19 protein-coding genes are annotated in these 20962 nt (G+C 70.0%); 12 read left to right on the forward strand and 7 right to left on the reverse strand.

The genetic code is table 11. From position 1 onward, the window contains the following. Positions 1-15 precede the first annotated feature (15 nt). From ACQPZW_RS31080 to ACQPZW_RS31090, 3 genes are read left to right on the forward strand one after another with little or no spacing between them, the layout of a single operon-like run. On the forward strand, positions 16-2238 hold the full coding sequence (locus tag ACQPZW_RS31080) for an aminotransferase class III-fold pyridoxal phosphate-dependent enzyme (protein ID WP_433789596.1): 2223 nt from the start codon (positions 16-18) through the stop codon (positions 2236-2238). An 11-nt stretch (positions 2239-2249) separates the two neighbouring features. Then, a complete protein-coding gene (locus ACQPZW_RS31085) occupies positions 2250-3143 on the forward strand; it encodes an FGGY family carbohydrate kinase (protein ID WP_433797666.1) in 894 nt (297 codons plus the stop codon). Next, positions 3116-3850 carry an FGGY-family carbohydrate kinase gene (locus ACQPZW_RS31090; protein WP_433789597.1) on the forward strand — a complete coding sequence of 245 codons (735 nt, stop codon included), beginning with the start codon at positions 3116-3118 and terminating at the stop codon, positions 3848-3850. The genes ACQPZW_RS31085 and ACQPZW_RS31090 overlap by 28 nt, the downstream gene beginning before the upstream one ends. A 68-nt stretch (positions 3851-3918) precedes the next feature. Here ACQPZW_RS31090 and ACQPZW_RS31095 read toward each other — a convergent pair whose 3' ends face one another. After that, positions 3919-4440, reverse strand: coding sequence for a DUF6817 domain-containing protein (locus ACQPZW_RS31095; protein ID WP_433789598.1), 522 nt, complete (start codon positions 4438-4440; stop codon positions 3919-3921). 140 nt (positions 4441-4580) lie between these two features. Between ACQPZW_RS31095 and ACQPZW_RS31100 the strand changes: the two genes are divergently transcribed. Then, positions 4581-4922 (forward strand): S24 family peptidase, encoded by a 342-nt coding sequence (locus tag ACQPZW_RS31100; protein WP_433789599.1) that lies wholly within the window; start codon positions 4581-4583, stop codon positions 4920-4922. Here the strand turns inward: ACQPZW_RS31100 and ACQPZW_RS31105 are convergent. From ACQPZW_RS31105 to ACQPZW_RS31115, 3 genes are all read right to left on the reverse strand, one after another. Continuing rightward, positions 4859-5383: a 2'-5' RNA ligase family protein gene (locus tag ACQPZW_RS31105; RefSeq protein WP_433789600.1), complete on the reverse strand. Its 525-nt coding sequence runs from the start codon at positions 5381-5383 to the stop codon at positions 4859-4861. The two genes, ACQPZW_RS31100 and ACQPZW_RS31105, sit on opposite strands and share 64 nt — an antisense overlap. A gap of 49 nt (positions 5384-5432) precedes the next feature. Further along, positions 5433-6044, reverse strand: coding sequence for a DivIVA domain-containing protein (locus ACQPZW_RS31110; RefSeq protein ID WP_433789601.1), 612 nt, complete (start codon positions 6042-6044; stop codon positions 5433-5435). A gap of 130 nt (positions 6045-6174) precedes the next feature. Next, a complete protein-coding gene (locus ACQPZW_RS31115) occupies positions 6175-7023 on the reverse strand; it encodes an AbfB domain-containing protein (RefSeq protein WP_433789602.1) in 849 nt (282 codons plus the stop codon). 241 nt (positions 7024-7264) lie between these two features. Here ACQPZW_RS31115 and ACQPZW_RS31120 point away from each other — a divergent pair, with 241 nt between their 5' ends. From ACQPZW_RS31120 to ACQPZW_RS31130, 3 genes are all read left to right on the forward strand, one after another. After that, complete coding sequence (locus tag ACQPZW_RS31120) at positions 7265-8317, forward strand: LacI family DNA-binding transcriptional regulator (RefSeq protein ID WP_433789603.1); 1053 nt, start codon at positions 7265-7267, stop codon at positions 8315-8317. Positions 8318-8465: 148 nt separating this feature from the next. Next, positions 8466-9698, forward strand: a complete 1233-nt coding sequence (locus ACQPZW_RS31125) for a M20 metallopeptidase family protein (RefSeq protein WP_433789604.1) — start codon at positions 8466-8468, stop codon at positions 9696-9698. 74 nt (positions 9699-9772) lie between these two features. After that, positions 9773-14269 (forward strand): HAMP domain-containing protein, encoded by a 4497-nt coding sequence (locus ACQPZW_RS31130; protein ID WP_433789605.1) that lies wholly within the window; start codon positions 9773-9775, stop codon positions 14267-14269. 81 nt (positions 14270-14350) lie between these two features. On the opposite strand, the gene ACQPZW_RS31135 is transcribed toward ACQPZW_RS31130, so the two are convergent. Beyond that, positions 14351-15016 carry a cutinase family protein gene (locus ACQPZW_RS31135; RefSeq protein ID WP_433789606.1) on the reverse strand — a complete coding sequence of 222 codons (666 nt, stop codon included), beginning with the start codon at positions 15014-15016 and terminating at the stop codon, positions 14351-14353. 201 nt (positions 15017-15217) lie between these two features. Between ACQPZW_RS31135 and ACQPZW_RS31140 the strand changes: the two genes are divergently transcribed. The 4 genes from ACQPZW_RS31140 to ACQPZW_RS31155 all read left to right on the forward strand — a co-directional run bounded on the left by ACQPZW_RS31140 (position 15218) and on the right by ACQPZW_RS31155 (position 18767). Further along, on the forward strand, positions 15218-16399 hold the full coding sequence (locus ACQPZW_RS31140; protein WP_433789607.1) for a PucR family transcriptional regulator: 1182 nt from the start codon (positions 15218-15220) through the stop codon (positions 16397-16399). Positions 16400-17061: 662 nt separating this feature from the next. Beyond that, positions 17062-17382, forward strand: a complete 321-nt coding sequence (locus ACQPZW_RS31145; RefSeq protein WP_433789608.1) for a MerR family transcriptional regulator — start codon at positions 17062-17064, stop codon at positions 17380-17382. Positions 17383-17741: 359 nt separating this feature from the next. Further along, complete coding sequence (locus ACQPZW_RS31150) at positions 17742-17945, forward strand: cold-shock protein (RefSeq protein ID WP_433789609.1); 204 nt, start codon at positions 17742-17744, stop codon at positions 17943-17945. Between the two features lie 303 nt (positions 17946-18248). Next, entirely contained in the window at positions 18249-18767 is a 519-nt protein-coding gene (locus ACQPZW_RS31155) for a GNAT family N-acetyltransferase (RefSeq protein WP_433789610.1), read from the forward strand. 170 nt (positions 18768-18937) lie between these two features. Here ACQPZW_RS31155 and ACQPZW_RS31160 read toward each other — a convergent pair whose 3' ends face one another. Both ACQPZW_RS31160 and ACQPZW_RS31165 read right to left on the reverse strand, forming a co-directional pair. Beyond that, entirely contained in the window at positions 18938-19348 is a 411-nt protein-coding gene (locus ACQPZW_RS31160; protein ID WP_433789611.1) for a YunG family protein, read from the reverse strand. Between the two features lie 136 nt (positions 19349-19484). Beyond that, on the reverse strand, positions 19485-20183 hold the full coding sequence (locus ACQPZW_RS31165; RefSeq protein ID WP_433789612.1) for a DUF4184 family protein: 699 nt from the start codon (positions 20181-20183) through the stop codon (positions 19485-19487). Positions 20184-20232: 49 nt separating this feature from the next. Here ACQPZW_RS31165 and ACQPZW_RS31170 point away from each other — a divergent pair, with 49 nt between their 5' ends. After that, on the forward strand, positions 20233-20952 hold the full coding sequence (locus ACQPZW_RS31170; protein WP_433789613.1) for a dienelactone hydrolase family protein: 720 nt from the start codon (positions 20233-20235) through the stop codon (positions 20950-20952). The last annotated feature ends 10 nt before the right edge of the window (positions 20953-20962 follow it).

A 20962-nucleotide genomic window follows, 5' to 3' on the forward strand; every position in this document is an offset into this window, starting at 1 on the left:
ACCTGAGGATCAGCCGTGAAACATCGCCTTTCCCGTCAGCACGTCGTCGACATGTGCCGGACGATGCTCGACCGCGGTTATCTGAAGGCGACCGAGGGCAACGTGTCGGTCCGCATTCCCGGTCATGAGCTGTACGCGGTGACGCCGAGCAACTACGACTACGACCGGATGCGGGTCGAGGACATCTGCATCGTCGACTTCAACGGCAAGCACGTGCCCGACCCGGGCGGTGCCGGCGGCCTGGTCCCGTCGATCGAGTGCGGGATGCACGCCAACGTCTACCGCGAGCGCCCCGACGTCAACGCGATCGTGCACACCCATCAGCCGTACGCCTCCGCGCTCGCCTTCCTGCGCAAGCCGATCCCGGCGCTCACCGACGAGCAGGTCCGCTTCCTCGGCAAAGAGGTCGCGATCATCGACTACGCCCCGTCGGGCACCGGCTTCCTGGCCAAGAACGTGCAGAAGAAGGTGGCGAGCGGCGACAACGCGTTCATCATCGCCAACCACGGTGTGGTGGCGCTGGGCACCGACCCGGACCGGGCGGTGTTCAACATGGCGCTGCTGGAGAAGGTGTCGATCGCCTATCTGATGGCGCTCACGTCGGAGGCGGGCAAGGTCTACACGATTCCGGACACGATCCGGGAGATCGCGTTCAGCAAGCTGCGCAAGGACGAGAAGCGGATCGCGGCGCAGATCACCGAGGCCGTCGAGCCGGTCCGGGTGCCGGAGGACGAGGAGCTGCCGACCAGCACGGTGGTCGAGACGCCGGCGGAATCCGCGAGTTCGGCGGAACTGGGCTACTCGATCAGCGAGTATCTCGACGTGGACGACACCATGCGCCGGCTCAAGGCCCTGGTCGCCCAGCCCTTGCGCGGCCTGCGCCACGATGCCCTGCTCGACACGCTGAACTACTTCGACACCAAGTGCACGGCGTCGAAGGAGATCACCGAGCGGGCCAAGAAGCGCATCCCCGGCGGGGTCCAGCACAACCTGGCGTTCAACTACCCGTTCCCGCTGGCCGTCGACAAAGCCGAGGGCGCATACCTGACCGACCGGGACGGCAACGTCTACATCGACTTCCTGCAGGCCGGCGGCCCGACGATCCTGGGCAGCAACTACGCGCCGGTCAACGAGGCCGTGGCCGACGTGATCAAGGCGTCGGGCCCGGTCACCGGCCTGTTCCACGAGTACGAGCTGAAGCTCGCCGAGATCATCAACCAGTACATGCCGCACATCGAGATGTACCGGTCGCTGGGCTCCGGCACCGAAGCCGTCATGGCCGCGGTGCGCGCCGCCCGGGCGTACACCAAGAAGAAGATGGTCATCAAGGTCGGCGGCGCCTATCACGGCTGGTCCGACACCGTGGTGTACGGCCTGCGCGTGCCCGGCTCGTTCCGGATGAACGCCAAGGGCATCCCGTTCGGCGCGACCGGCCGCACCCGGGAGGCGTTCCCGCACGACCTGGGCACGCTCAAGCGCAAGCTGGTCGAGAACCGGCTGCGTGGTGGCACCGCCGCCGTGATCGTGGAGCCGCTCGGCCCGGAGTCCGGCACCCGCCCGGTGCCGAAGGACTACAACGAGAAGGTCCGCAAGCTGTGTGACGAGTTCGGCGCGCTGCTGATCTTCGACGAGGTGGTGACCGGCTTCCGTACCGGCATGGGCGGCGCCGCCGGCTACTTCGGGGTCACTCCCGACCTGACCGTGTTCGGCAAGGCCGTCTCCGGTGGCTACCCGATGGCCGGCGGGGTGGGCGGCCGCGCCGACATCATGGCGGTGTTCGGCTCCGGGCTCGACGGCAAGCACGGCGCGCACATCCAGGTCGGCGGCACCCTGTCGGCGAACCCGCTGTCCTGTGCGGCCGGGTACTTCGCGATCAAGGAGATGGCCCGCACCAACGCGCCGGTGATCGCCGGTCGGGCCGGTGACCGGCTGACCCGTGGCCTGCAGAAGCTGATCGACAAGTACGGGCTGCCGTATGTCGCGTACAACCAGGGCTCGATCGTGCACCTGGAGTCCAGTGGCGTGCTGATGCTCGACATGCGCAACCCGGTGAAGCTGTTCAAGGAGAACAAGGGCCGCAAGACGCTGATGGAGCAGATGGGCGCCGCCTACGCCGCCCACGGCATCATCACGCTGGCCGGGTCGCGGATGTACACGTCGATGGCCGACACCGACGAGGTCATCGACGACGCGCTGTCCCGGTTCGACCAGGTCTTCGCGCTGGTCGAAGGGGTCTGACGTTGGCGCAGGTGGTAAAGGGAGCGATCCCGCCGCAGATCCTGGCGATCGACCTCGGTACGTCGGGGATGAAGGCCGCCCTCGTCGCGGCCGACGGCACGGTCACCGGCTGGGCCGAACGGCCGGTCCCGCTCGTGGTGCTGCCCGGCGGCGGGGCCGAGCAGGACCCGGTCGCGTGGTGGGACGCGCTGGCCGAGGTCGTCGCCGACCTCGGCCGCGACTTCCCCGACCACGTCCGCGCGGTGACGACGATCTGCTCGTCGACGCAGGGCGAGGGCACGATCGCGGTGGACGCCGCCGGTGAGCCGTTGACCCGGTGCATCAGCTGGCTCGACATGCGCGGGGCACCGCACCTGCGTAGGCAGTTCGGCGGCTTTCCGGCGTACGACGGCATGTCCGTCTTGAAGATCGCCCGCTGGCTGCGGCTGACCGGTGGCATGCCGTCGGTGACCGGAAAGGACCCGGCCGCGCACATGCTGCTCGTCCGGGACGACATGCCCGACGTGTACAGAAAGACCAAAACCTTCCTCAACGTCCTCGATTGGATCAATCTGAAGTTGACCGGCCGCACGGTGGCGACAGTCGACTCGATCCTGACCTCGTGGGTCACGGACAACCGGAAGGCCCCATCCATCCGGTACTCCCCCACGTTGGTCGCCGCCAGTGGAATCGACGCGGACAAGTTTCCGCCGATCGTGGCCTGCACCGAGGTGATCGGCACACTGGCCCCCATGCTGCCGATCACCTCGGTCTCCCCTCCTCGGTGCAGGTGGTGGCCGGGGCGATCGACAACACGGCGGCGGCGATCGGGGCCGGCACCATCGGCGACAACGAGACCCATCTCTACCTGGGCACCTCGTCGTGGATCGCGGCGCACGTGCCGAAGAAGAAGACCGACGTGCTGACCGGCATCGCGTCGATCCCGTGCGCGATCCCGGACCGCTATCTGATGACCGCGCTGCAGGCGACGGCCGGCGCCAACCTGACCTGGCTGCGTGACAAGATCGTCGAATACGACGACCCGATCGTCAGCGCCGGCCACGTGAGCCGGGACGAGGGCACCATCTTCGACGCCTTCGACAAGATCATCCCGATGGTCCCGGCCGGCGCCAACGGCGTCATCTACACCCCTTGGCTGTACGGCGAGCGTGCGCCCGTGGACGACCCGAACCTACGGGCCGCCTTCCTGAACATCTCCCTCGACACGACCCGCTCCGACCTGCTGCGCGCCGTCTTCGAGGGGGTCGCCCTGAACACGCGCTGGCTGGCGAAGGCGGTCGACAGGTTCCTCGGCGCCCCGGTGCAGTCGATGGTGATCACCGGCGGTGCCGCCCGTTCCGACTCGTGGTGCCAGATCTTCGCCGACGTCCTGGGAGTGGAGATCCGCCGCGACGCCAACCCGGTGACCGTCAACGCCCGCGGTGCGGGCTGGATCGGAGCGGTCGGCGCGGGCCTGATCGCGTTCGACGACATCCCGGCCCTGACCCGCAACGACCACGTCTTCACGCCGGGCCCGGATCACGACCGCTACCTGGAGATCTACGACATCTACCAGGACCTGCACAAACGCCTGGCCCCGGTCTACCGCCGCCTGAACCGGCAGACCGCCTGACGGCATCGAGCCGCCTGGGGCCGGCGGCCGCCACCGCCGCCCCAGGCCCCCCCTTCAGCTGATTACCGTCAGAGGCTCAGCACGCGGCGGGCCTCGGTCGCGACCGCCGGTGACGTGACCGGTGACCAGGCGGCGAAAAGCTCCGTGAAATGGTCGCGGTGCGCGGTCAACAGGGCCGGGTCGTGTTCGAGCACGTCCAGCTCGTTGACGATGCTCAGGTCGACGAAGGGCGTCAGCTGCCAGTCGGCGAGCCGCACGACGCCGCCGGTGAAGCGGTCGGTGATCCGGTGCGTCACGGCCAGGTCCGGCCAGGACCGGTCGCGATCGCAGGCCCCGTACAGATAGACCAGCTCCTCGGCGTCGGGGCCGATCAGCTCGCGCAGCGTGTCACGCTCGCGCCAGAACAGCAGCGCCAGATCGAAGCCGTCGGTGCCGTACGCCGCATGGGTCAGCCCCGCGGCCTGCACGTCGGCGTAGTGGCCGAGGCCGGCCAGACGATCCCGGACCCGGCACAGGTGGGCGTAGAGGGTGCCACCCGGATGCTGGATCGTCTCGGTGCCGCGCTCACGCAGCCATGCCTCGACACTCATCCGCCGAATGTACGAGCATGATCACCATTTCGCCGCCGCGGAGCGTGCCGAACGGACCACACACCGCTCCCCCACCTGGTCAGCCCTCATGCGCGAATCTCGATTGCCGTCGAATCGTGCCTTTGGCAGGGTCCAGGGCCATGGGAGCACTGGACGCGGTAGCCGCCCGGGTCGCCGCCGGGGCCACCGTCGAGTTCCGTCCACGCGGTGGTTCGATGGTTCCTCTGGTGCGCAGCGGTGACCTGGTGACGGTGGCACCGGTGGTCGCGGCGCGCGTCGAGCCCGGCGACATCGTCCTGGTCCGGGTCGCCGGCACGACCTACCTGCATCTGGTGTCGGCGGTCGACCACGAGCGGCAGCGGGTGCAGATCAGCAACAACCGGGGCCGGGTGAACGGCTGGACCGGTCACGCCCGGGTCTATGGGATCTGCGTCGCTGTGGGTGGGCGCCCGCGCCCGCGTACCGCCGGGAAATCGCCCTGATCGGTGACCGTGCGGGTCTCGGTGTCGTAGGAGCGGACGCCGACGGCCTCGCCGGAGATCGCCGGGATCCCGGTGAGCAGCGCCAGCGCGCCGGCCCGCTGCGTCTCGGGCATGTTCAGGGCCAGGCTCACGTGCGGCGCCCAGACGTCCGGCGTGTGCAGCGGGTTCTCCGCGTCCAGGGCCCGCCACACCTCGGCCTGCAACTCCCGCAGCCGCGGGGAGTCGGCGTCGCGGACCAGGGCCCGGCCCAGCATGCGGACCGGCCCGAGACGGACCGGCACGGGCAGCCGCACCGGCGGCAGCGTCTCCAGGGACGCCGCGACCGCCAGGGTGATGTGCGGACGGTTGCTGGGGTGCGTGTGCGTGGCGAGGCTGCGCAGGCCGGCGACGTGCAGCATCCGCCACAGATCACGGACGGTCGCGTCGAGGGTGTCGTCGAGCACCAGTTCCACGGTCCGCACGGTCTCCGATGCTGCCACAGACCGGCGGGCTCCTCCGCGGAGAGGGTGATCAGCCCAGCTCGTGCAGCCGGCCCTCGATGAGGTCGCGCAGCCCGGCGTACCGGTCGCGCAGGATCCCGCCCAGGCGGTCGATCTCGGCCAGCGCGGCAGCCCGTTCCCCGGCCAGGCCGTGCACCGCGGTCGCATGCCGGTGCCGGGCGTCGCTGTCGATGGTGGCCGCCCGGAGTTGTGCGTCGCTGGTCACCTGGTCGGCCTTGGCCCGGGCGTTGTCGAGCAGGATCTTGGCCTTGTCCTCGGCTTCGCGCAGGTGGTCGTCGGCGTGCCGCTGGGCCACCGCGAGCACCCGGTCGCCGGTCTCCGCGGGCCGCTGTGCCGTCTCCCGGGCGCGGGCGAGCTCGGCGGTCAGGGCGCGGGCCTGCTGTTCGGCTCGTGCCTGCTCGGACCGGAGCCGGTCGAGCTCGGCCGCGACGGCTGCCGCCTCCTGCTCCGGCGCCGCCTCCCGGAGCCGTTCACGTAGTGCCCGGTTCTGGCCGTTGAGGCGGGTGAACGCTCGCTCGGCCACACCGAGGAACTCGTCGACCTGTTCCCTGTCGTAGCCGCGTTCACCCGGCATCGGGTCGCTGAACGCCACGTTGTGGATGTCCGCCGAGGTGAGGGGCATGGTGGATGTCCGTTCGGTCAGATCGGGGTCCGCCTGGGCCGGCGCGGTGAAGGCGGGCGGCCCGGGCGGCTTTCGGCGCTGGACGGGTCGGAACGAGCGGCCCGGATGACGGGGCGGCGAGTCGGGGCGATCAGATCGGGGCCAGGGCCCGGAACACGGTCGCCTGTCCGGCCGGCACCTCCACGAGTCGCACGAGACCGTCGGCCCGGACCAGGCGATGGTTCGGGAAGTTCACCGAGCGCAACGCATACCCGCCGGCGGACGCCTCCGGGCAGAAGGTCGCGTCGGCCCGGTAGAGGGCGCTCGGCTCGGCCCGCTCCACGAGGAGGACGTAGTTGCGATGCCGCAGGTGGAAGCCGGGGAACTCGGCCGACTCGAAGGACACGCAGCGGGCGTCCGCGAGTCCCTGCCGTACCACGAACCGCCCGCTCGGTCCGCCGGCGGCACTGTCGGCCTCGATGCGGGCGACGAAGTCCCGGTTGCGCAGCCGGTGGCCGGTCAGTCCGGTCACCCCGACGCCGACGGTGCGGCCCACGGTGAAAGCCGGATCCGCCGCGGGCGAGGTGCCGGCCGCCGAGGTCGGGGAGGCCGGACCGCGGCCGGGGCGGGCGGTGCTCTCGACCCGGACCGTGCGGATCTCCCGGGTCGGCACGGCCGACTCCGCCGGCGGTGAGGGGAGCACCGACACCGGTGGGGTCGCCTGGCCGGGCACCCACTCCGGGGCGGGGAGCGCGCGCTCGGGTGTTCGTGCCGAGTCGGTGCCGATCACCACGACCGCCGCGATGCCGTAGCCGATGACGGCCAGGCCGGTCGCCGCGGCCAGCACCAGAAGCGGGCGGCCGGAGCGTACGGGTGGCGGCCCGTCGAGCCGGTGTGGGCCGGGCCCGGCGCCGGTGGTGGCGTGTTCCGTACCTCCCGGCGCGCGCGGTGGAGTCCATCCGCTGATGCGCTGGGTCTCGGAGTTGTCGGCCTTCGTCATCTGGTGTGGGGCTCCTGGTCACGACAAAGGTCAGCTGGGGCGGGACGGCGTGTCCCTGACAACGTTGTCAAGGGAGTGAACGTTAGCCGCCCATCGTTGTCAACAGATTGTTTCGGGAAGCTTTGTTTGCCGTGGTCAGCGAAGCGTTTCGACGATTGTGCCACCCCTGACATCGTTGTCCCGCTCCCGGGCTGCACTTACGCTGTACCCCGATCAGCATCACGGGGGACGGGGAACACGGGTGGCACCGGAACGGGCGTCCCGCGGGCGAGGCAACGGCCGGCCCACGATGAACGACGTCGCCAAGATCGCCGGCGTCAGCCTGAAGACGGTCTCCCGCGTGGTCAACAACGAGGAGAACGTCTCCCCGCTCCTGGTGGCCCAGGTGCGCAGCGCGATCGAGATCCTCAACTACAGCCCGGACATCGGGGCCAGCACCCTGCGGCGCAACGACCGGCGTACCGAGATGATCGCGCTGCTGCTCCAGGACGTCGGCAACCCGTTCTTCGCCACCCTGCACCGGGCCGTGGACGACGAGGCCCGCTCCCGTGGCGTCCAGGTGATCACCGGCAGCCTCGACGAGTGCTCCAACCGCGAACGCGAGCTGGCCCGAGCCATCACCATGCGCCGGGCCGACGGCCTGATCATGGCGACGGTGAGCGCGGACCAGAGCTACCTGGCGTCGGAGTTGCGGATCGACACCCCGGTGGTGTTCGTCGACCGCCCCGGCCACGGCTTCCCCGGCGACACCGTTCTGGCCACCAACGCCCTGGGCGCCACCGAGGCGACCCGGCACCTGATCGCCCACGGCCACCGCCGGGTGGCCTGCCTCAGCGACCATGTCCGGATCCCCACGGCCCGCCTCCGCCAGGACGGCTACCGTGCGGCGCTGCGGGAGGCCGGCATCGAGGCCGACGAGCGGCTGATCCTCGACGACCTGGGCTCCGAGTCGTTCGCCGAGAGCCGGGTGCTGGAGCTGTTCCACCGCCCCGATCCCCCGACCGCCCTGTTCACCGCCCAGAACGCCGTCACGATCGGTGCGATCCGGGCGCTGCGCCGTCTCCAGCTGCACCAGAGCGTGGCCGTGGTCGGCTTCGACGACTTCCCCCTGGCCGACCTGCTGGAGCCGGCGATCACCGTGATCGCCCAGGACCCGGCGGCGATGGGCCGCACCGCCGCCCAGGCCCTGTTCCGCCGCATCGACGGCCACACCGGCCCGCCCGCCGAGCACTGGATCCCCACCACCCTGATCCGCCGCGGCTCCGGCGAGCTGCGCCCCACCGCCGGCCGGTAGCGACCACCACCCTGATGCGCCGCGGCTCCGGCGAGCTGCGCCCCTCCGGCGGCCGGTAGGGCCCACCACCGACTCGCACTCCGACGACGCCCGGGCCGACGGCGGAAATGTGATGCGGTGCATCGACGGCCGGGTGCAACATTCACCGGTGACGATCCTCGAGGACGAATTGATCGAGCTCCGGCGGGAGATCCACCGCAACCCGGAGTTGGCCGGTGAGGAGCGGGAGACGGCCGGCCTGGTCGCGGAGCAGCTGCGCGCCGCCGGGCTGGAGGTGACGACCGGCGTCGGCGGCCACGGAGTCCTCGCGGTGCTCGACGGTTCCGGGGACGGCCCGACGGTGATGTACCGGGCCGACATGGACGCCGTCGACGTGCGATACAACTCGCTGTCCTTCCCTCGGTCCGGCCGGGTCTTCGACGAGAGCTTCGCCTCCCGCGTCCCGGACGTCGCGCACCTGTGCGGGCACGACCTGCACACCGCGATCGGGGTCGGCGTCGCCCGGACCCTGGCACGGGACTCCGAGGGGGTACGAGGCCGGCTGGTGTTCGTCTTCCAGCCGGCTGAGGAGCCCCTGCAGGGCGCTCGGGCGATGCTGCAGACCGGGCTGGCGCAGAGGCTCGCCCCCCGCGAGAGCTACGCGCTGCACTGTGCCCCGTTCCCGGCCGGGACGATCACGGTGTCCCCGGGGTACGGCCTGCCCGGGGTCGACAACATCCGGATCGTGCTGCCCGGCGGGGACGACGCGGCGGTCGCCTCCGTCGCGTCCGCGGTGGAGGGGATCGACTCGGCCGGGTTCCCGCAGAGCGTCGCCGACTATCGCGCGCGTTTCCACGCGTTGCTGGACCCGGAGATCGCGGCCACGCGCCAGGAGTCCGTGAGCCTCGCCCAGTGGACCGAGCGCACCCCGGACGGGCAGCCCGCCGCCGGCATCATGCTGAAGGTATGGCCGCAGGAGCGGTTCCCGGAGCTGCGCACGCGGATCGAGCGGCTCGCGGCGCGGGCGGGCGGCCACGTCGAGTACCCCTACGACGACCCGTTCCCCGCCATGGTCAACTCGGTGGAGCTCAGCACGGCGGCCGGGCTTCACCTGAGCACGGCGCTGGGGCCCGAGTCCGTCCTGTGGGGCCGGGCGTCGTGGCCGTACAACTGCGAGGATTTCGCCCTGTTCCTCCGCGAGGCGCCGGGCGCGATGCTCTACCTCGGCGTCGCGGACACCGAGGCGGGGATGAACGGCGCACCGCACACGCTCGACTTCGCCGCCGACGAGCGGGCGATCGGTCACGGCGTTCGGGCCATGACGGGCCTGCTGACCCATCGGCTGACGGCCGGTCCGGAGGGCGACGGCCCCACTCCCCCGGTCACCGGCGCCGGTGGTTGACCGGCATACTTGCCGCCGATCATCCCGCTGCTGGTGGACGGGGTGATGGAACCGACGAACGGCGGAGAGTTCCTGTGGGCGATGAATTGACGACGCGTGATCCCGCGGCGGGTGCCGCGGTGGCCGATCGTGACCTGCGGCAGCTGCTGGCGGGGTTGACCGCGGTCCGTGACGGTGACTTCGGCACCCGGCTGCCCGACGACGGGGAGGGGCTGCTCGGGGAGATCGCCACCGTGTTCAACGGCATGGTCGACCAGCTGTCCCTGTTCACCTCCGAGGTGACCCGGGTGGCGCGGGAGGTCGGGACGGAGGGTCAGCTCGGCGGTCAGGCCGAGGTGCCCGGTGTCTCCGGCACGTGGAAGGACCTGACCGACTCGGTGAACGCGATGGCCGGCAACCTGACCGACCAGGTGCGTGACATCGCGCAGGTGGCCACGGCGGTGGCCCGCGGTGACCTTTCGCAGAAGATCACCGTGGACGTGCGCGGCGAGATCCTGGAGCTGAAGAACACCATCAACACGATGGTCGACGAGTTGTCGTCGTTCGCCGACGAGGTGACCCGGGTGGCCCGCGAGGTGGGCAGCGAGGGCCGGCTCGGTGGTCAGGCGGAGGTGCCGGGCGTCGCCGGCACCTGGCGTGACCTCACCGACTCGGTGAACTTCATGGCCGGCAACCTGACGAACCAGGTCCGTAACATCGCCCAGGTCACCACCGCCGTGGCCAGGGGCGACCTGTCGCAGAAGATCACCGTCGACGCGCGCGGCGAGATCCTCGAGCTCAAGTCCACGATCAACACCATGGTCGACCAGCTGTCGTCGTTCGCCGACGAGGTGACCCGGGTGGCCCGCGAGGTCGGCACCGACGGGCGTCTGGGAGGGCAGGCCCAGGTCAGCGGGGTCGCCGGCACCTGGCGTGACCTCACCGACTCGGTCAACTCGATGGCCGGCAACCTGACCGATCAGGTCCGCAGCATCGCCCAGGTGGCCACCGCCGTGGCCAGGGGCGACCTGTCGCAGAAGATCACCGTCACCGCGCGCGGCGAGATCCTGGAGCTGAAGAACACCATCAACACGATGGTGGACCAGCTGTCGTCGTTCGCCGACGAGGTGACCCGGGTGGCCCGCGAGGTCGGCACCGAGGGCCGGCTGGGTGGTCAGGCCGACGTGAAGGGTGTCTCCGGCACGTGGAAGGACCTCACCGAGTCGGTGAACGTGATGGGCGACAACCTGACCGCCCAGGTGCGCAGCATCGCCGAGGTCACCACGGCGGTGGCCCGCGGTGACCTGACGCAGAAGATCCGGGTCGACGCCCGCGGCGAGATCCTGGAGCTGAAGGAGACCATCAACACGATGGTCGACCAGCTCTCCGCGTTCGCCGACGAGGTGACCCGGGTGGCCCGCGAGGTCGGCACCGAGGGCCGGCTCGGCGGCCAGGCCCGGGTGCTCAACGTGGGCGGCACGTGGAAGGACCTGACCGACAACGTCAACGTGATGGCCTCGAACCTGACCAGCCAGGTGCGCTCGATCGCCCTGGTGGCCACCGGTGTGGCGCAGGGCGACCTGAGCAAGAAGATCACCGTGGAGACCAAGGGCGAGGTCGCGGTCCTGGCCCAGACCATCAACACCATGGTGGATACGCTGAGCGCGTTCGCCGACGAGGTGACCCGGGTGGCCCGCGAGGTCGGCACCGAGGGCCGGCTCGGCGGCCAGGCCCGGGTGCCCAACGTCGCCGGGACGTGGAAGGACCTCACCGACAACGTCAACTCGATGGCGAACAACCTGACCGGCCAGGTCCGCAACATCGCCCAGGTCACCACCGCCGTGGCGCAGGGCGACCTGACCAAGAAGATCGACGTCGACGCGCGCGGCGAGATCCTGGAGCTCAAGACCACCATCAACACCATGGTCGACCAGCTCTCCAGCTTCGCCGCCGAGGTGACCCGGGTGGCCCGCGAGGTCGGCAGCGAGGGCCGTCTCGGCGGGCAGGCCGAGGTGGAGGGCGTCTCCGGCACGTGGAAGCGGCTCACCGAGAACGTCAACGAGCTCGCCGGCAACCTCACCCGGCAGGTCCGGGCGATCGCCGAGGTGACCAGCGCGGTCGCCACCGGTGACCTGACCCGGTCGATCACCGTGGACGCCTCCGGTGAGGTCGCCGAGCTCAAGGACAACATCAACTTCATGGTGGAGTCGCTGCGCGAGACCACCCGGGCCAACCAGGAGCAGGACTGGCTCAAGACCAACCTGGCCCGGATCTCGTCGCTGATGCAGGGCCACCGCGACCTGGAGGTCGTCGCGTCGCTGGTGATGAACGAGCTGGTCCCCCTGGTCGGCGCACAGCTGGGCACGTTCCTGCTGGTCGACGACACCGGAGCGGGCGCTGACCTGCGGGTGGTCGGCACCTACGGGCACAACGGCGCGGATCGTCGCTACGCCCTCGGCGAGTCACTGGTCGGCCAGGCCGCGGTCGCGAAACGGCGCATCGTCGTCGACGAGGTGCCGGCCGACTTCTTCACCGTCTCCTCCAGCCTCGGTTCGGCCGTACCCCTGCAGGTCGTGGTCTTGCCGATCCTGGTCGAGGATCAGGCGCTCGGCGTCATCGAGCTGGCCGGGATGTCGCGGTTCACCCAGGTGCACCATGACTTCCTGGACCAGCTGATGGAGACGATCGGCGTCAACGTGAACACGATGGTCGCCAACGCGCGCACCGATGTGCTGCTCACCGAGTCGCAGCGGCTCGCGGCCGAGCTGCAGGCCCGGTCCGAGGAGTTGCAGGCCCGCTCCGAGGAGCTGCAGCGCTCGAACGCCGAGCTGGAGGACAAGGCGTCGCTGCTGGCCCGGCAGAACCGCGACATCGAGACGAAGAACTCCGAGATCGAGCAGGCCCGCCAGGAGCTGGAGGCACGGGCCCAGCAGCTGGCGCTGGCGTCGAAGTACAAGTCCGAGTTCCTCGCCAACATGAGCCACGAGTTGCGTACGCCGCTGAACTCGCTGTTGATCCTGGCTCAGCTGCTGGCGCAGAACCCGTCACGCAACCTGACCACCAAGCAGGTGGAGTACGCCACGGTCATCCACTCGGCCGGCACCGACCTGCTGCAGCTGATCAACGACATCCTCGATCTGTCCAAGGTCGAGGCCGGCAAGATGGACATCGCGCCGGAGGCGTTCGAGCTGCGCAATCTGGTCGACTACGTGGAGGCGACGTTCCGGCCGCTGACCACCTCCCGCGGGCTCGACTTCGAGGTGTCGACCGCGGGGGACGTGCCGCGTGGTCTGTTCACCGACGAGCAGCGGCTGCGCCAGGTGTTGCGCAACCTTCTCTCCAACGCCGTGAAATTCACCGAGCAGGGCGGCGTACGGCTACGTATCGAACGCGCCACGCCCGGTGAGCTGTCGCCGGCGATGGCCGAGCAGGACACCGTGATCGCGTTCCGGGTGACCGACACCGGCATCGGCATCGCCGAACAGCAGCTGACCGCGATCTTCGACGCGTTCCAGCAGGCCGACGGCACCACCAGCCGACGCTACGGCGGGACCGGCCTGGGCCTGTCGATCAGCCGGGAGATCGCCTGGCTGCTCGGTGGGGAGATCAGCGCACGCAGTGTCCTGGGCCAGGGCAGCACCTTCACCCTGTACATGCCGGTCCAGCGAGTGGCCGACCTCGTGCCGCCGGCGCTGGTGTCGCCCGCCGCTCCGCCGGCGCACCCGCTGGCGCCCGCCGCTCCGGACGCGCCCCGGCGGCTGCTGGTGGTGGAGAGCCACGTGGAGGGGCTGTTGACCCTGATCGCCCGTGGCGCTGCGGCGACCGTGGCCGACACCCAGGGGCCGACCGACGTGATGACCGCGGTCTCCCCGGAAGCCGCCGTCGCCGAGCTGCGGTCCCAGCGCTACCACGCCGTGGTGCTCGACCTGGCGATGCCCGGCGACAACGGCCCGAACTTCCTCAAGGCGCTGCACGACGAGGCGGACCTCAGGGACGTCCCGGTCCTGGTCTTCCGGACCCAGAACGCGCCGTTGGGCAACGACACCCTGCTGCAGGCCTTCGCCCAGACCCGCCCGCTGGAGTCGCTGTCGAGCCTGGACGACCTGCGCGAGCGCATCACCCTGCACCTGTCGACCGAGGCCGGTCAGCGGGTGGTGCCGCCGCCGATGCCGGTCGACACGCTCGCCGACGTCTCGGCCTTCGCCCAGAACCTGGCGGGACGCAAGGTTCTGGTGGTCGACGACGACGCCCGGAACGTCTTCGCGCTGACGAACATCCTCGAGCTGCACGGCATGGAGGTCGTCTACGCCGAGAACGGGCGCAAGGGCATCGAGGTGCTCGCCCGGCACGACGACATCGACCTGATCCTGATGGACGTCATGATGCCGGAGATGGACGGCTACGCGGCCACCGCCGCCATCCGGGCCATGCCCAAGTACGCCGACCTGCCGATCATCGCCGTCACCGCCAAGGCCATGCACGGCGACCGCGAGAAGAGCATCTCCTCCGGCGCCAGTGACTACGTGACCAAACCCGTCGACGCCGAGGACCTGCTCACCTGCATCGAACGGTGGCTGACCGGAGGGAGCTGAGCTCGCGTCGCGTGGTTCGCCCACGGGTCAGGGTGCCGGTGAGGGGATCGGCACTCTGACCCGTGGGGGTACGACGGGGGCCTACAGCCGTCCGGCGGCGAACGTGGCGGCCCGGGTGGCGTCGCCGGTGTAGCTCAGGTGCGCGATCGTGCTGGTGCCGAGAGGGTCGCACACCACGTCCCGGTCGGCGCAGATGTCCAGGGTTCGCGCGGCGTACGCACCGGTGATGCCCCGGCCGAGCTTGCGCAGCGGGTATCCGAACACCAGGACGGCCACCACCCGCGGCTGAACGGCGGACGGGATGGTGGCGACGACCGGCGAGCCCACGGCGGCGCCCTGCGAGCTGATGCCGAGGGCGTTGCCGACCACGTTGGCTCCCTGCGAGTAGCCGACGAGGATGAAGCGCTGGGCGGGGCAGTCCCGCGCCTGGGCGGTCACGTGGTCGACCAGGGCGCGGTTGCCCTGGGCCGGTGAGGTGGGGCTGATGCTCGCCGGGTAGTCCACGGCGTGACCGGTCGACGTCGTGCCGGACAGCCGCCGCTGGATGGCCGAGTACACCGGGTCACCGACGATGAGGCCCAGTCGGCCGGGTTCGCCGGTGCCCCGGGCGACGACCACGTCGACGTCGGCGCAGTCGGCGGCGGCCGCGGCGGGAGCGGCCCCGATCATCGTGCCGCCGGTGGCCAGCAGGACCGTGGCGACGACGCCGGTGACAGCGCGGCGGGTGCGGGGACGAGACACGTGCATGGGGGTCACCTCTGCCTCTCGGGGGATGTTCGAGGGCCCGAAACTAACGAAACGGTCACCGGCTGTGACAGTCATCGAAATGCGCGTATCGATGGACAGAACTGTCACTCCGGTGTGTATCCCCACAGGCCCGTACGCTGTAGTAGCTTGACGGCAATAAGTAGACCGACGTCGATACGCGACCCGATGGGAGGGCGCGGCATGACGATGCGTGACACACCACGGCCCACCGCCTCGACGGCGATGACACCGGAGACCGTCGACCTGCTGCGCGCCGACATCCTCGGCTCGGCCGAGACGATGGTCCGGGAGATTCAAAAGCGCGTTCCGGAGTACGCCGCCGACCGCGCCGGCCACCCGTTGCGAGCCGGAGTCGACCTCGCGTTACGCCGTTACCTGCAACTGCTCGACCGGCACGTCGACCCCGATCCGGAGAACGACACCGACTGGCGTGACCTCTACCGCTCCGCCGGCGCGAACGAGATGCGGGCCGGCCGCTCCCTGGACGCGCTGCACGCCGCGGTCCGCCTCTGCGCGCGACTGGCGAACCGCCGGCTCCGGGTGTTCGCCGAACGCCACGCCCTCGCCCCGCACGCGGTGGCATGGCTGTCCGAAGCCATCTTCGACAACACCGACGAGATCGCCGAGGCGTCGGCCGAGGGGTACGCCCAGGCGCGCCAGGCCGAGGCCGGTGAACGGGACCGGCGCCGCCGTCACCTGCTCGGCCTGCTCGTCGGCGACCCCGCCCCGTCGGAACAGGCACTCGCCGCGGCCGCCGCTGCCGCCGACTGGCGCCTGCCACGGCGTCTTGCAGCCGTCGTCGCCGCGCCCGGGCCACAGGCGCCGCCGCCGATCCTGCCGCCGGAGGTCCTGAACGACTTCGAGCACGACCCGCCGTACTTCATCGTGCCGGACCCGGAGAGCGGCGCCGAGGTCCGCGCGCTCGTCAACTGCCTGGCCCACCGCCAGGTCGCGGTCGGCCTGCCGGTGGCGCCGACGGGTGCCGGCAGGTCGTTGCGCTGGGCACGGCTGGCGTTCGACCTCGCCGCGAAGGGGCGGATCCCCCGGCGGCACGTCGTCTGGTGCAGTGAGCACCTCGCCACCCTGACCGTCTTCCAGGACGAGGCACTGGTCGACGCACTGGCCGAGCGCAGTCTCGCGCCACTCGCACCGCTGCGCGCCGACAAACGCCGGCTGCTGGCCGAAACCCTGCTGGCCTGGCTGACGTTCAACCGCAACGCCATCGAGGTGGCCGCCCACCTGCACGTCCACCCACAGACCGTACGCCACCGCCTGCGCCTGCTGACCGACCTGTTCGGCCCGCAGATCCGCGACCCCCGCCGGGGTTTCGAGTTGGAGATCGCCCTGCGCGCTCGCCTCTGACGCGGCTTGCCCGGTGCGCCGCCGAACACCCGGCGGCACGGAGAAAGTCTGGTCCCTGCGGACTAGACTTTCTCCGCAAGGCGGGGTAACGTTCCTCCCGTTGACGACGGAGATCGGTAAAAGACGCCGACGAAACAGGCCGAGCGTCAAGCAGTGCCCGAATCCTTTCGTGGCTCGCTCGGTGACCGCGGTGGAAACACATCACTGCACGCAACAACGTAAGGCAAGGCAAGTTGTCAGGTGCACGTCAAGACCCTGACGTAAGTCCAGGTCAGGGCACCGCCGGCGGGGCTGATGCAGGTTCAGGGCTCCGTCGGATGCAGGTAGATCCGCCGTACGTGTTCGGGGCCATGAAGTCGCGTGGGGCTCTGACACCGGTGGGGTGTCAATGGAAGAGGTAATCAGAGGAAAGGGAGGGTTTGACGCCGTTGGATCGCCCGCCGTCAGGACGTGGTCCTAGTTCTGCGGTGGACACCGTAGTCCCATCGAACGTGAGATGGTCTCCGGTCACGCTTATGCGATCCTCGCGCCCTCTGTCGCCGATAGCGGCACGGTGCGGAAACGAGAACCCGACGAACCTGTCGGTAGATGGTGTATTCAACCCGTAACCCTGGGCCCCGGCGCAACACGCGCCGGGGCCCTCGTTCATGAAGAAGGAAGGTATGGCCCAGCCCGACGACCTGCTCAACGACGACGACTACCCCGCCTACACCATGGGCCGCGCCGCCGAGATAGTCGGCGCCTCACAGGACTTCCTGCGCCGCCTCGACGAGGCAAAACTGATCATCCCGTTCCGTTCCCCCGGCGGCCACCGCCGCTACTCCCGTTACCAGCTGCGCCTGGCCGTGCGAGCGCGGGAGATGGTCGATCACGGCACCGCCCTGGAAGCCGCCTGCCGGATCATCATCCTCGAAGACCAGCTCGAAGAAGCCCTTCACCACAACCAGAACCACCGGTGCCACCAGCAAGCCGACGCCGCATGACCTCTCACGCCTGACGGTCCCTTCCCCCTCAGGAAAGGGACCGCCGGGAAAGGGACCGCTCGCTGTCATCGGGCCGGAATCCAGCAACGTGCGGCGCACCACCGGCACGAACGAGAAGGCGCGCCGGCCGTGACAGCCACCACGTACTCGGGCAATAGACCGCGACCCGGGCGAAACTCGTGCTACGGTCTGCCCGTTGCAGTTTTGATTTCCGTAGACGTTTCCAGCGCCTGTTGGGGTTATCTGACACCCTCACAGGCGCTTTTTCGTTTGTCGTGTCGGTTCGGCGCGGGCGATCAACGCGGCGGCGTAAGGGGTCCGCACATCGCGGTCCCCTACAGCCTGCGAAGGAGCGAGACATGACTACAGGTACCGTGAAGTGGTTCAACGGCGACAAGGGCTTCGGCTTCATCACCCAGGACGGCGGCGGCGCCGACGTCTTCGCCCACTTCTCCGCCATCGCCTCGACCGGCTTCCGTAGCCTCGACGAGAACCAGCGGGTCGAGTTCGACATCACCCAGGGCCAGAAGGGCCTGCAGGCGGAGAACATCCGCTCGCTCTGATCCACCATCTTCTCGCCGAACGGCGGCCCGACTGGTTCAGCGGGCCGCCGTTCGGCGTTTCACCACCCAGCCGCCCCCGGACCCGTGCGCCTGCACCGGATCACCGGCGGAGAATCGGTTCGCGAGTGGTACGGATCCTGCGCTACTGTCCGCCGCATGACCTTGATCTGCTGCGCTGCTGCCGGTCGGACCCGCCGCTCCTGAGCGGCGAGCATCCTGCAGCATCTTGCTCCGCCGCTTCCAACGTCCTCGGCCCGTACGTGTCCACGTATCGGCCTCGCCGTCATGGAACGGAGCATCCGCATGCCCATCAAGTCTCGCGCCACCGTGCCCCCGTACCGAATCCGGCCTCTGACGCCCGCTGATCTGGAAGCCGTCGTCGAACTGTCCCTCCGAGCGTGGGAGCCGGTCTTCAGCTCGTTCGAGAGCATCCTCGGATCCGCGATCTTCGACCTGCTGTACCGCCCGCACTGGCGGGAGGCGCAGACCGCCAGCGTCCGGGAGCACTGCCTCGCCGACGGCGCCGAATCGTTCGTCCTCGTCACGCCCGACGATGTCGCGGCGGGTTTCGTCGTTCTCCGGCAGCACCGGGACGATTCGTTGGGGATCGTCGAGATGATCGCGGTGCACCCGGAGCACCAGCGTCGTGGTCACGGCCGGAGACTGATGGAGTTCGCCATCCGTCGACTCCGTGAGCAAGGGCTCGCCCTGGTAACCGTCGGCACCGGCGGCGATCCCGGGCACGCACCAGCGCGCGCTCTCTACGAAGCGGTCGGGTTCACGGGGCTTCCGCTCGTGAACTATTACCTGGCAGCCGAGTAGCGTCCGCAAGTGCGATCGGCCGTGCCGTCAACGCCGAAACGCCGGACGACTGGCTCTTCGACGCGCCGATCGATCTGTACGAGCCCGAACCGGCCGGGCAGGAGATCACCCCGGCCGAGTTCGAGCACGCCTGGCGCACGGCACGGCCCCACGCCCTGACGAGCAGTAGGTCAGGGCGTGGGCTGCCGACCGCGGACCGCCCCGGTGTCCGCGAGCGTGGTCAGGACTCGTCGTCTCAAGGTCTCGTACTGGCTGCGGCATCGTCGGGGCGCGCCGGGCGGCCGCTGCTGCACCCGGCTGCCGACGACGGTCTCGCCCGGATGGAACTGGCCGGCGGTGAGGTCCACCTCGCGGCCGTCGGGCAGCCGGTTCCAGTAGTGATGGCCGACCTTGGCCTCCCCCACGAGGACCTCGCCGAGGATCAGCTCGCCGCCGAGCAGATCGTGAACGATCAGGGCCGTCACCCCGCATTGGCCACGAGCCGGATTGCCGGGGTGCCAATCTCTGAGGTCGTGGGGGTCGCAGGTGTCCGGTCCCCAGCCGGCTCGCAGGGCGGGTCGCAGCAGTTCCAGGTCGATCATGGAGAACCTCCTCGCTTGGCGTCACCCGGCACTCTGGACCCTCGACCGGATCGAGAGTCAACCCGAGACGGGGGCGGACGGCCCCTTCACGCCGCCGACCGTCGGGCCGGCGTAGGCCGAGGCCGGTGTTCTCCGATCAGGCGGGGCTGGGAGCGGGGGCGGCACGGCGCCCGCCGACGATCGCTGCGGCGGCGAGCAGGCCCAGGGCGAGGGCGGTCAGCACCCGTACCCCCGTGGTGTGGGGAAGGAAGGCGGCCGGGAGGAACGGGACGACCGCGAGCAGAGGCACCGCGACCGCGGCCACGACGGACCAGAACCGGACCGGATGCCGATCGGCCGGTGGCGGGTCGCCGTGCCAGCGGCGCAGCAGGCGCCCGCGTCCGATGATCGCCGCGATCATCGCCATGGCCGCGAGCCCTACGATGTGGGCCGGGTATTCGATGTCCGGGTACCAGGCTTCGAGTCCGTCGAGGACGAGGTGGCTGGCCGCGCCGATGATCGCCGACGTCACGGTGATCCACCAGCGATGCCCGGAGTGGCGCAGCGCGCCGTAGTCGCGCAGGGCGAACGTCCGGCCGGCGGGCAGGTGGGCGGCGATCACCGGGATCGCGCGGCGCACCATGAGGCAGCCCAGCAGCGTGACCGGCAGGCAGAAGATGATCAGCCCGTGGAGCTCGTGGGAGAGCGGCCAGACCGGCAGTCCGCTGCCGTCGACGAGGTACGCCACGTCGGGCGACGCCGCTCCCAGGGTCAGGGCGACGCCGTCGAACCAGCGTGGCCGCCACAGTTTGAGGGGCAGGATTCCGGCGGGGTGGGTGGGAAATGTACTCGGCACCGCACGCAGGATAGCCAATAGTGCCCACCCGGCCCCTAATGTGCGGATCATGAAGTTGCGTGAAGAAGAGGTCCGGGTGGGCGACATCCGGACTGTCGTGATCCGCCCGGCCAACGACAAGGCGTGGCCCGGCCTGCTGCTCTACACCGACATCTTCCAGTTGACCGAGTCGACGCTGCGTACGGCCCGGCGGCTGGCGGCCGACGGGTTCGTGGTGGTGGTGCCGGAGATCTATCCGCACGGCGAGCTGGGCGGGGTCGCGCTGGAGTTCGACGACGCCGGCAAGCAGCGGGGCCTGGCCGGGGCGGCGGCGACCACGACGGCGGCGTTCGACGCCGACCGGACGGCGGTGCTGGACTATCTGGATGCCCGGCCGGATGTGGGCGACGTGTTCGTGACCGGTTTCTGCATCGGTGGACACCTGGCGTTCCGGGCCGCTTTTGATCAGCGGGTCAAGGCGACCGTCTGCTTCTACCCGACGGGGCTGCACAACGGCGCGCTCGGTGCGGACACCGCCGACAGTCTGGAGCGGGCGGCCGACATCCGGGGCCGGCTGCTGATCGTTTTCGGTAGCCAGGACCCGCACGTCCCGGCCGAGGCGCGCCTGGACATCATCACCCGGCTGTACGCGGCGGGCCTGACCGATGTGGAACTGCACGTCTACACCGGAGGCGAGCACGCGTTCATGCGGGACGTCGGCGCGCGTCACGATCCGGCGCTGACCGATCGAGCCCTGGTCGAGGCGGTCGCCTTCTTCCGCGAAACCTAGATTTCACATT

It is taken from the genome of Actinoplanes sp. CA-252034 (assembly GCF_050956125.1).
GTDB lineage: Bacteria > Actinomycetota > Actinomycetes > Mycobacteriales > Micromonosporaceae > Actinoplanes.

What these genes read in the sequence shown, in the direction of transcription:
- ACQPZW_RS31150 (WP_433789609.1), top strand. Translation starts at nt 17,742, where the DNA reads ATGACTACAGGTACCGTGAAGTGGTTCAACGGCGACAAGGGCTTCGGC.
- ACQPZW_RS31100 (WP_433789599.1), top strand. Translation starts at nt 4,581, where the DNA reads ATGGGAGCACTGGACGCGGTAGCCGCCCGGGTCGCCGCCGGGGCCACC.
- ACQPZW_RS31160 (WP_433789611.1), bottom strand. Translation starts at nt 19,348, where the DNA reads ATGATCGACCTGGAACTGCTGCGACCCGCCCTGCGAGCCGGCTGGGGA.
- ACQPZW_RS31110 (WP_433789601.1), bottom strand. Translation starts at nt 6,044, where the DNA reads ATGCCCCTCACCTCGGCGGACATCCACAACGTGGCGTTCAGCGACCCG.
- ACQPZW_RS31155 (WP_433789610.1), top strand. Translation starts at nt 18,249, where the DNA reads ATGCCCATCAAGTCTCGCGCCACCGTGCCCCCGTACCGAATCCGGCCT.
- ACQPZW_RS31095 (WP_433789598.1), bottom strand. Translation starts at nt 4,440, where the DNA reads ATGAGTGTCGAGGCATGGCTGCGTGAGCGCGGCACCGAGACGATCCAG.
- ACQPZW_RS31170 (WP_433789613.1), top strand. Translation starts at nt 20,233, where the DNA reads ATGAAGTTGCGTGAAGAAGAGGTCCGGGTGGGCGACATCCGGACTGTC.
- ACQPZW_RS31135 (WP_433789606.1), bottom strand. Translation starts at nt 15,016, where the DNA reads ATGCACGTGTCTCGTCCCCGCACCCGCCGCGCTGTCACCGGCGTCGTC.
- ACQPZW_RS31140 (WP_433789607.1), top strand. Translation starts at nt 15,218, where the DNA reads ATGACGATGCGTGACACACCACGGCCCACCGCCTCGACGGCGATGACA.
- ACQPZW_RS31115 (WP_433789602.1), bottom strand. Translation starts at nt 7,023, where the DNA reads ATGACGAAGGCCGACAACTCCGAGACCCAGCGCATCAGCGGATGGACT.
- ACQPZW_RS31145 (WP_433789608.1), top strand. Translation starts at nt 17,062, where the DNA reads ATGGCCCAGCCCGACGACCTGCTCAACGACGACGACTACCCCGCCTAC.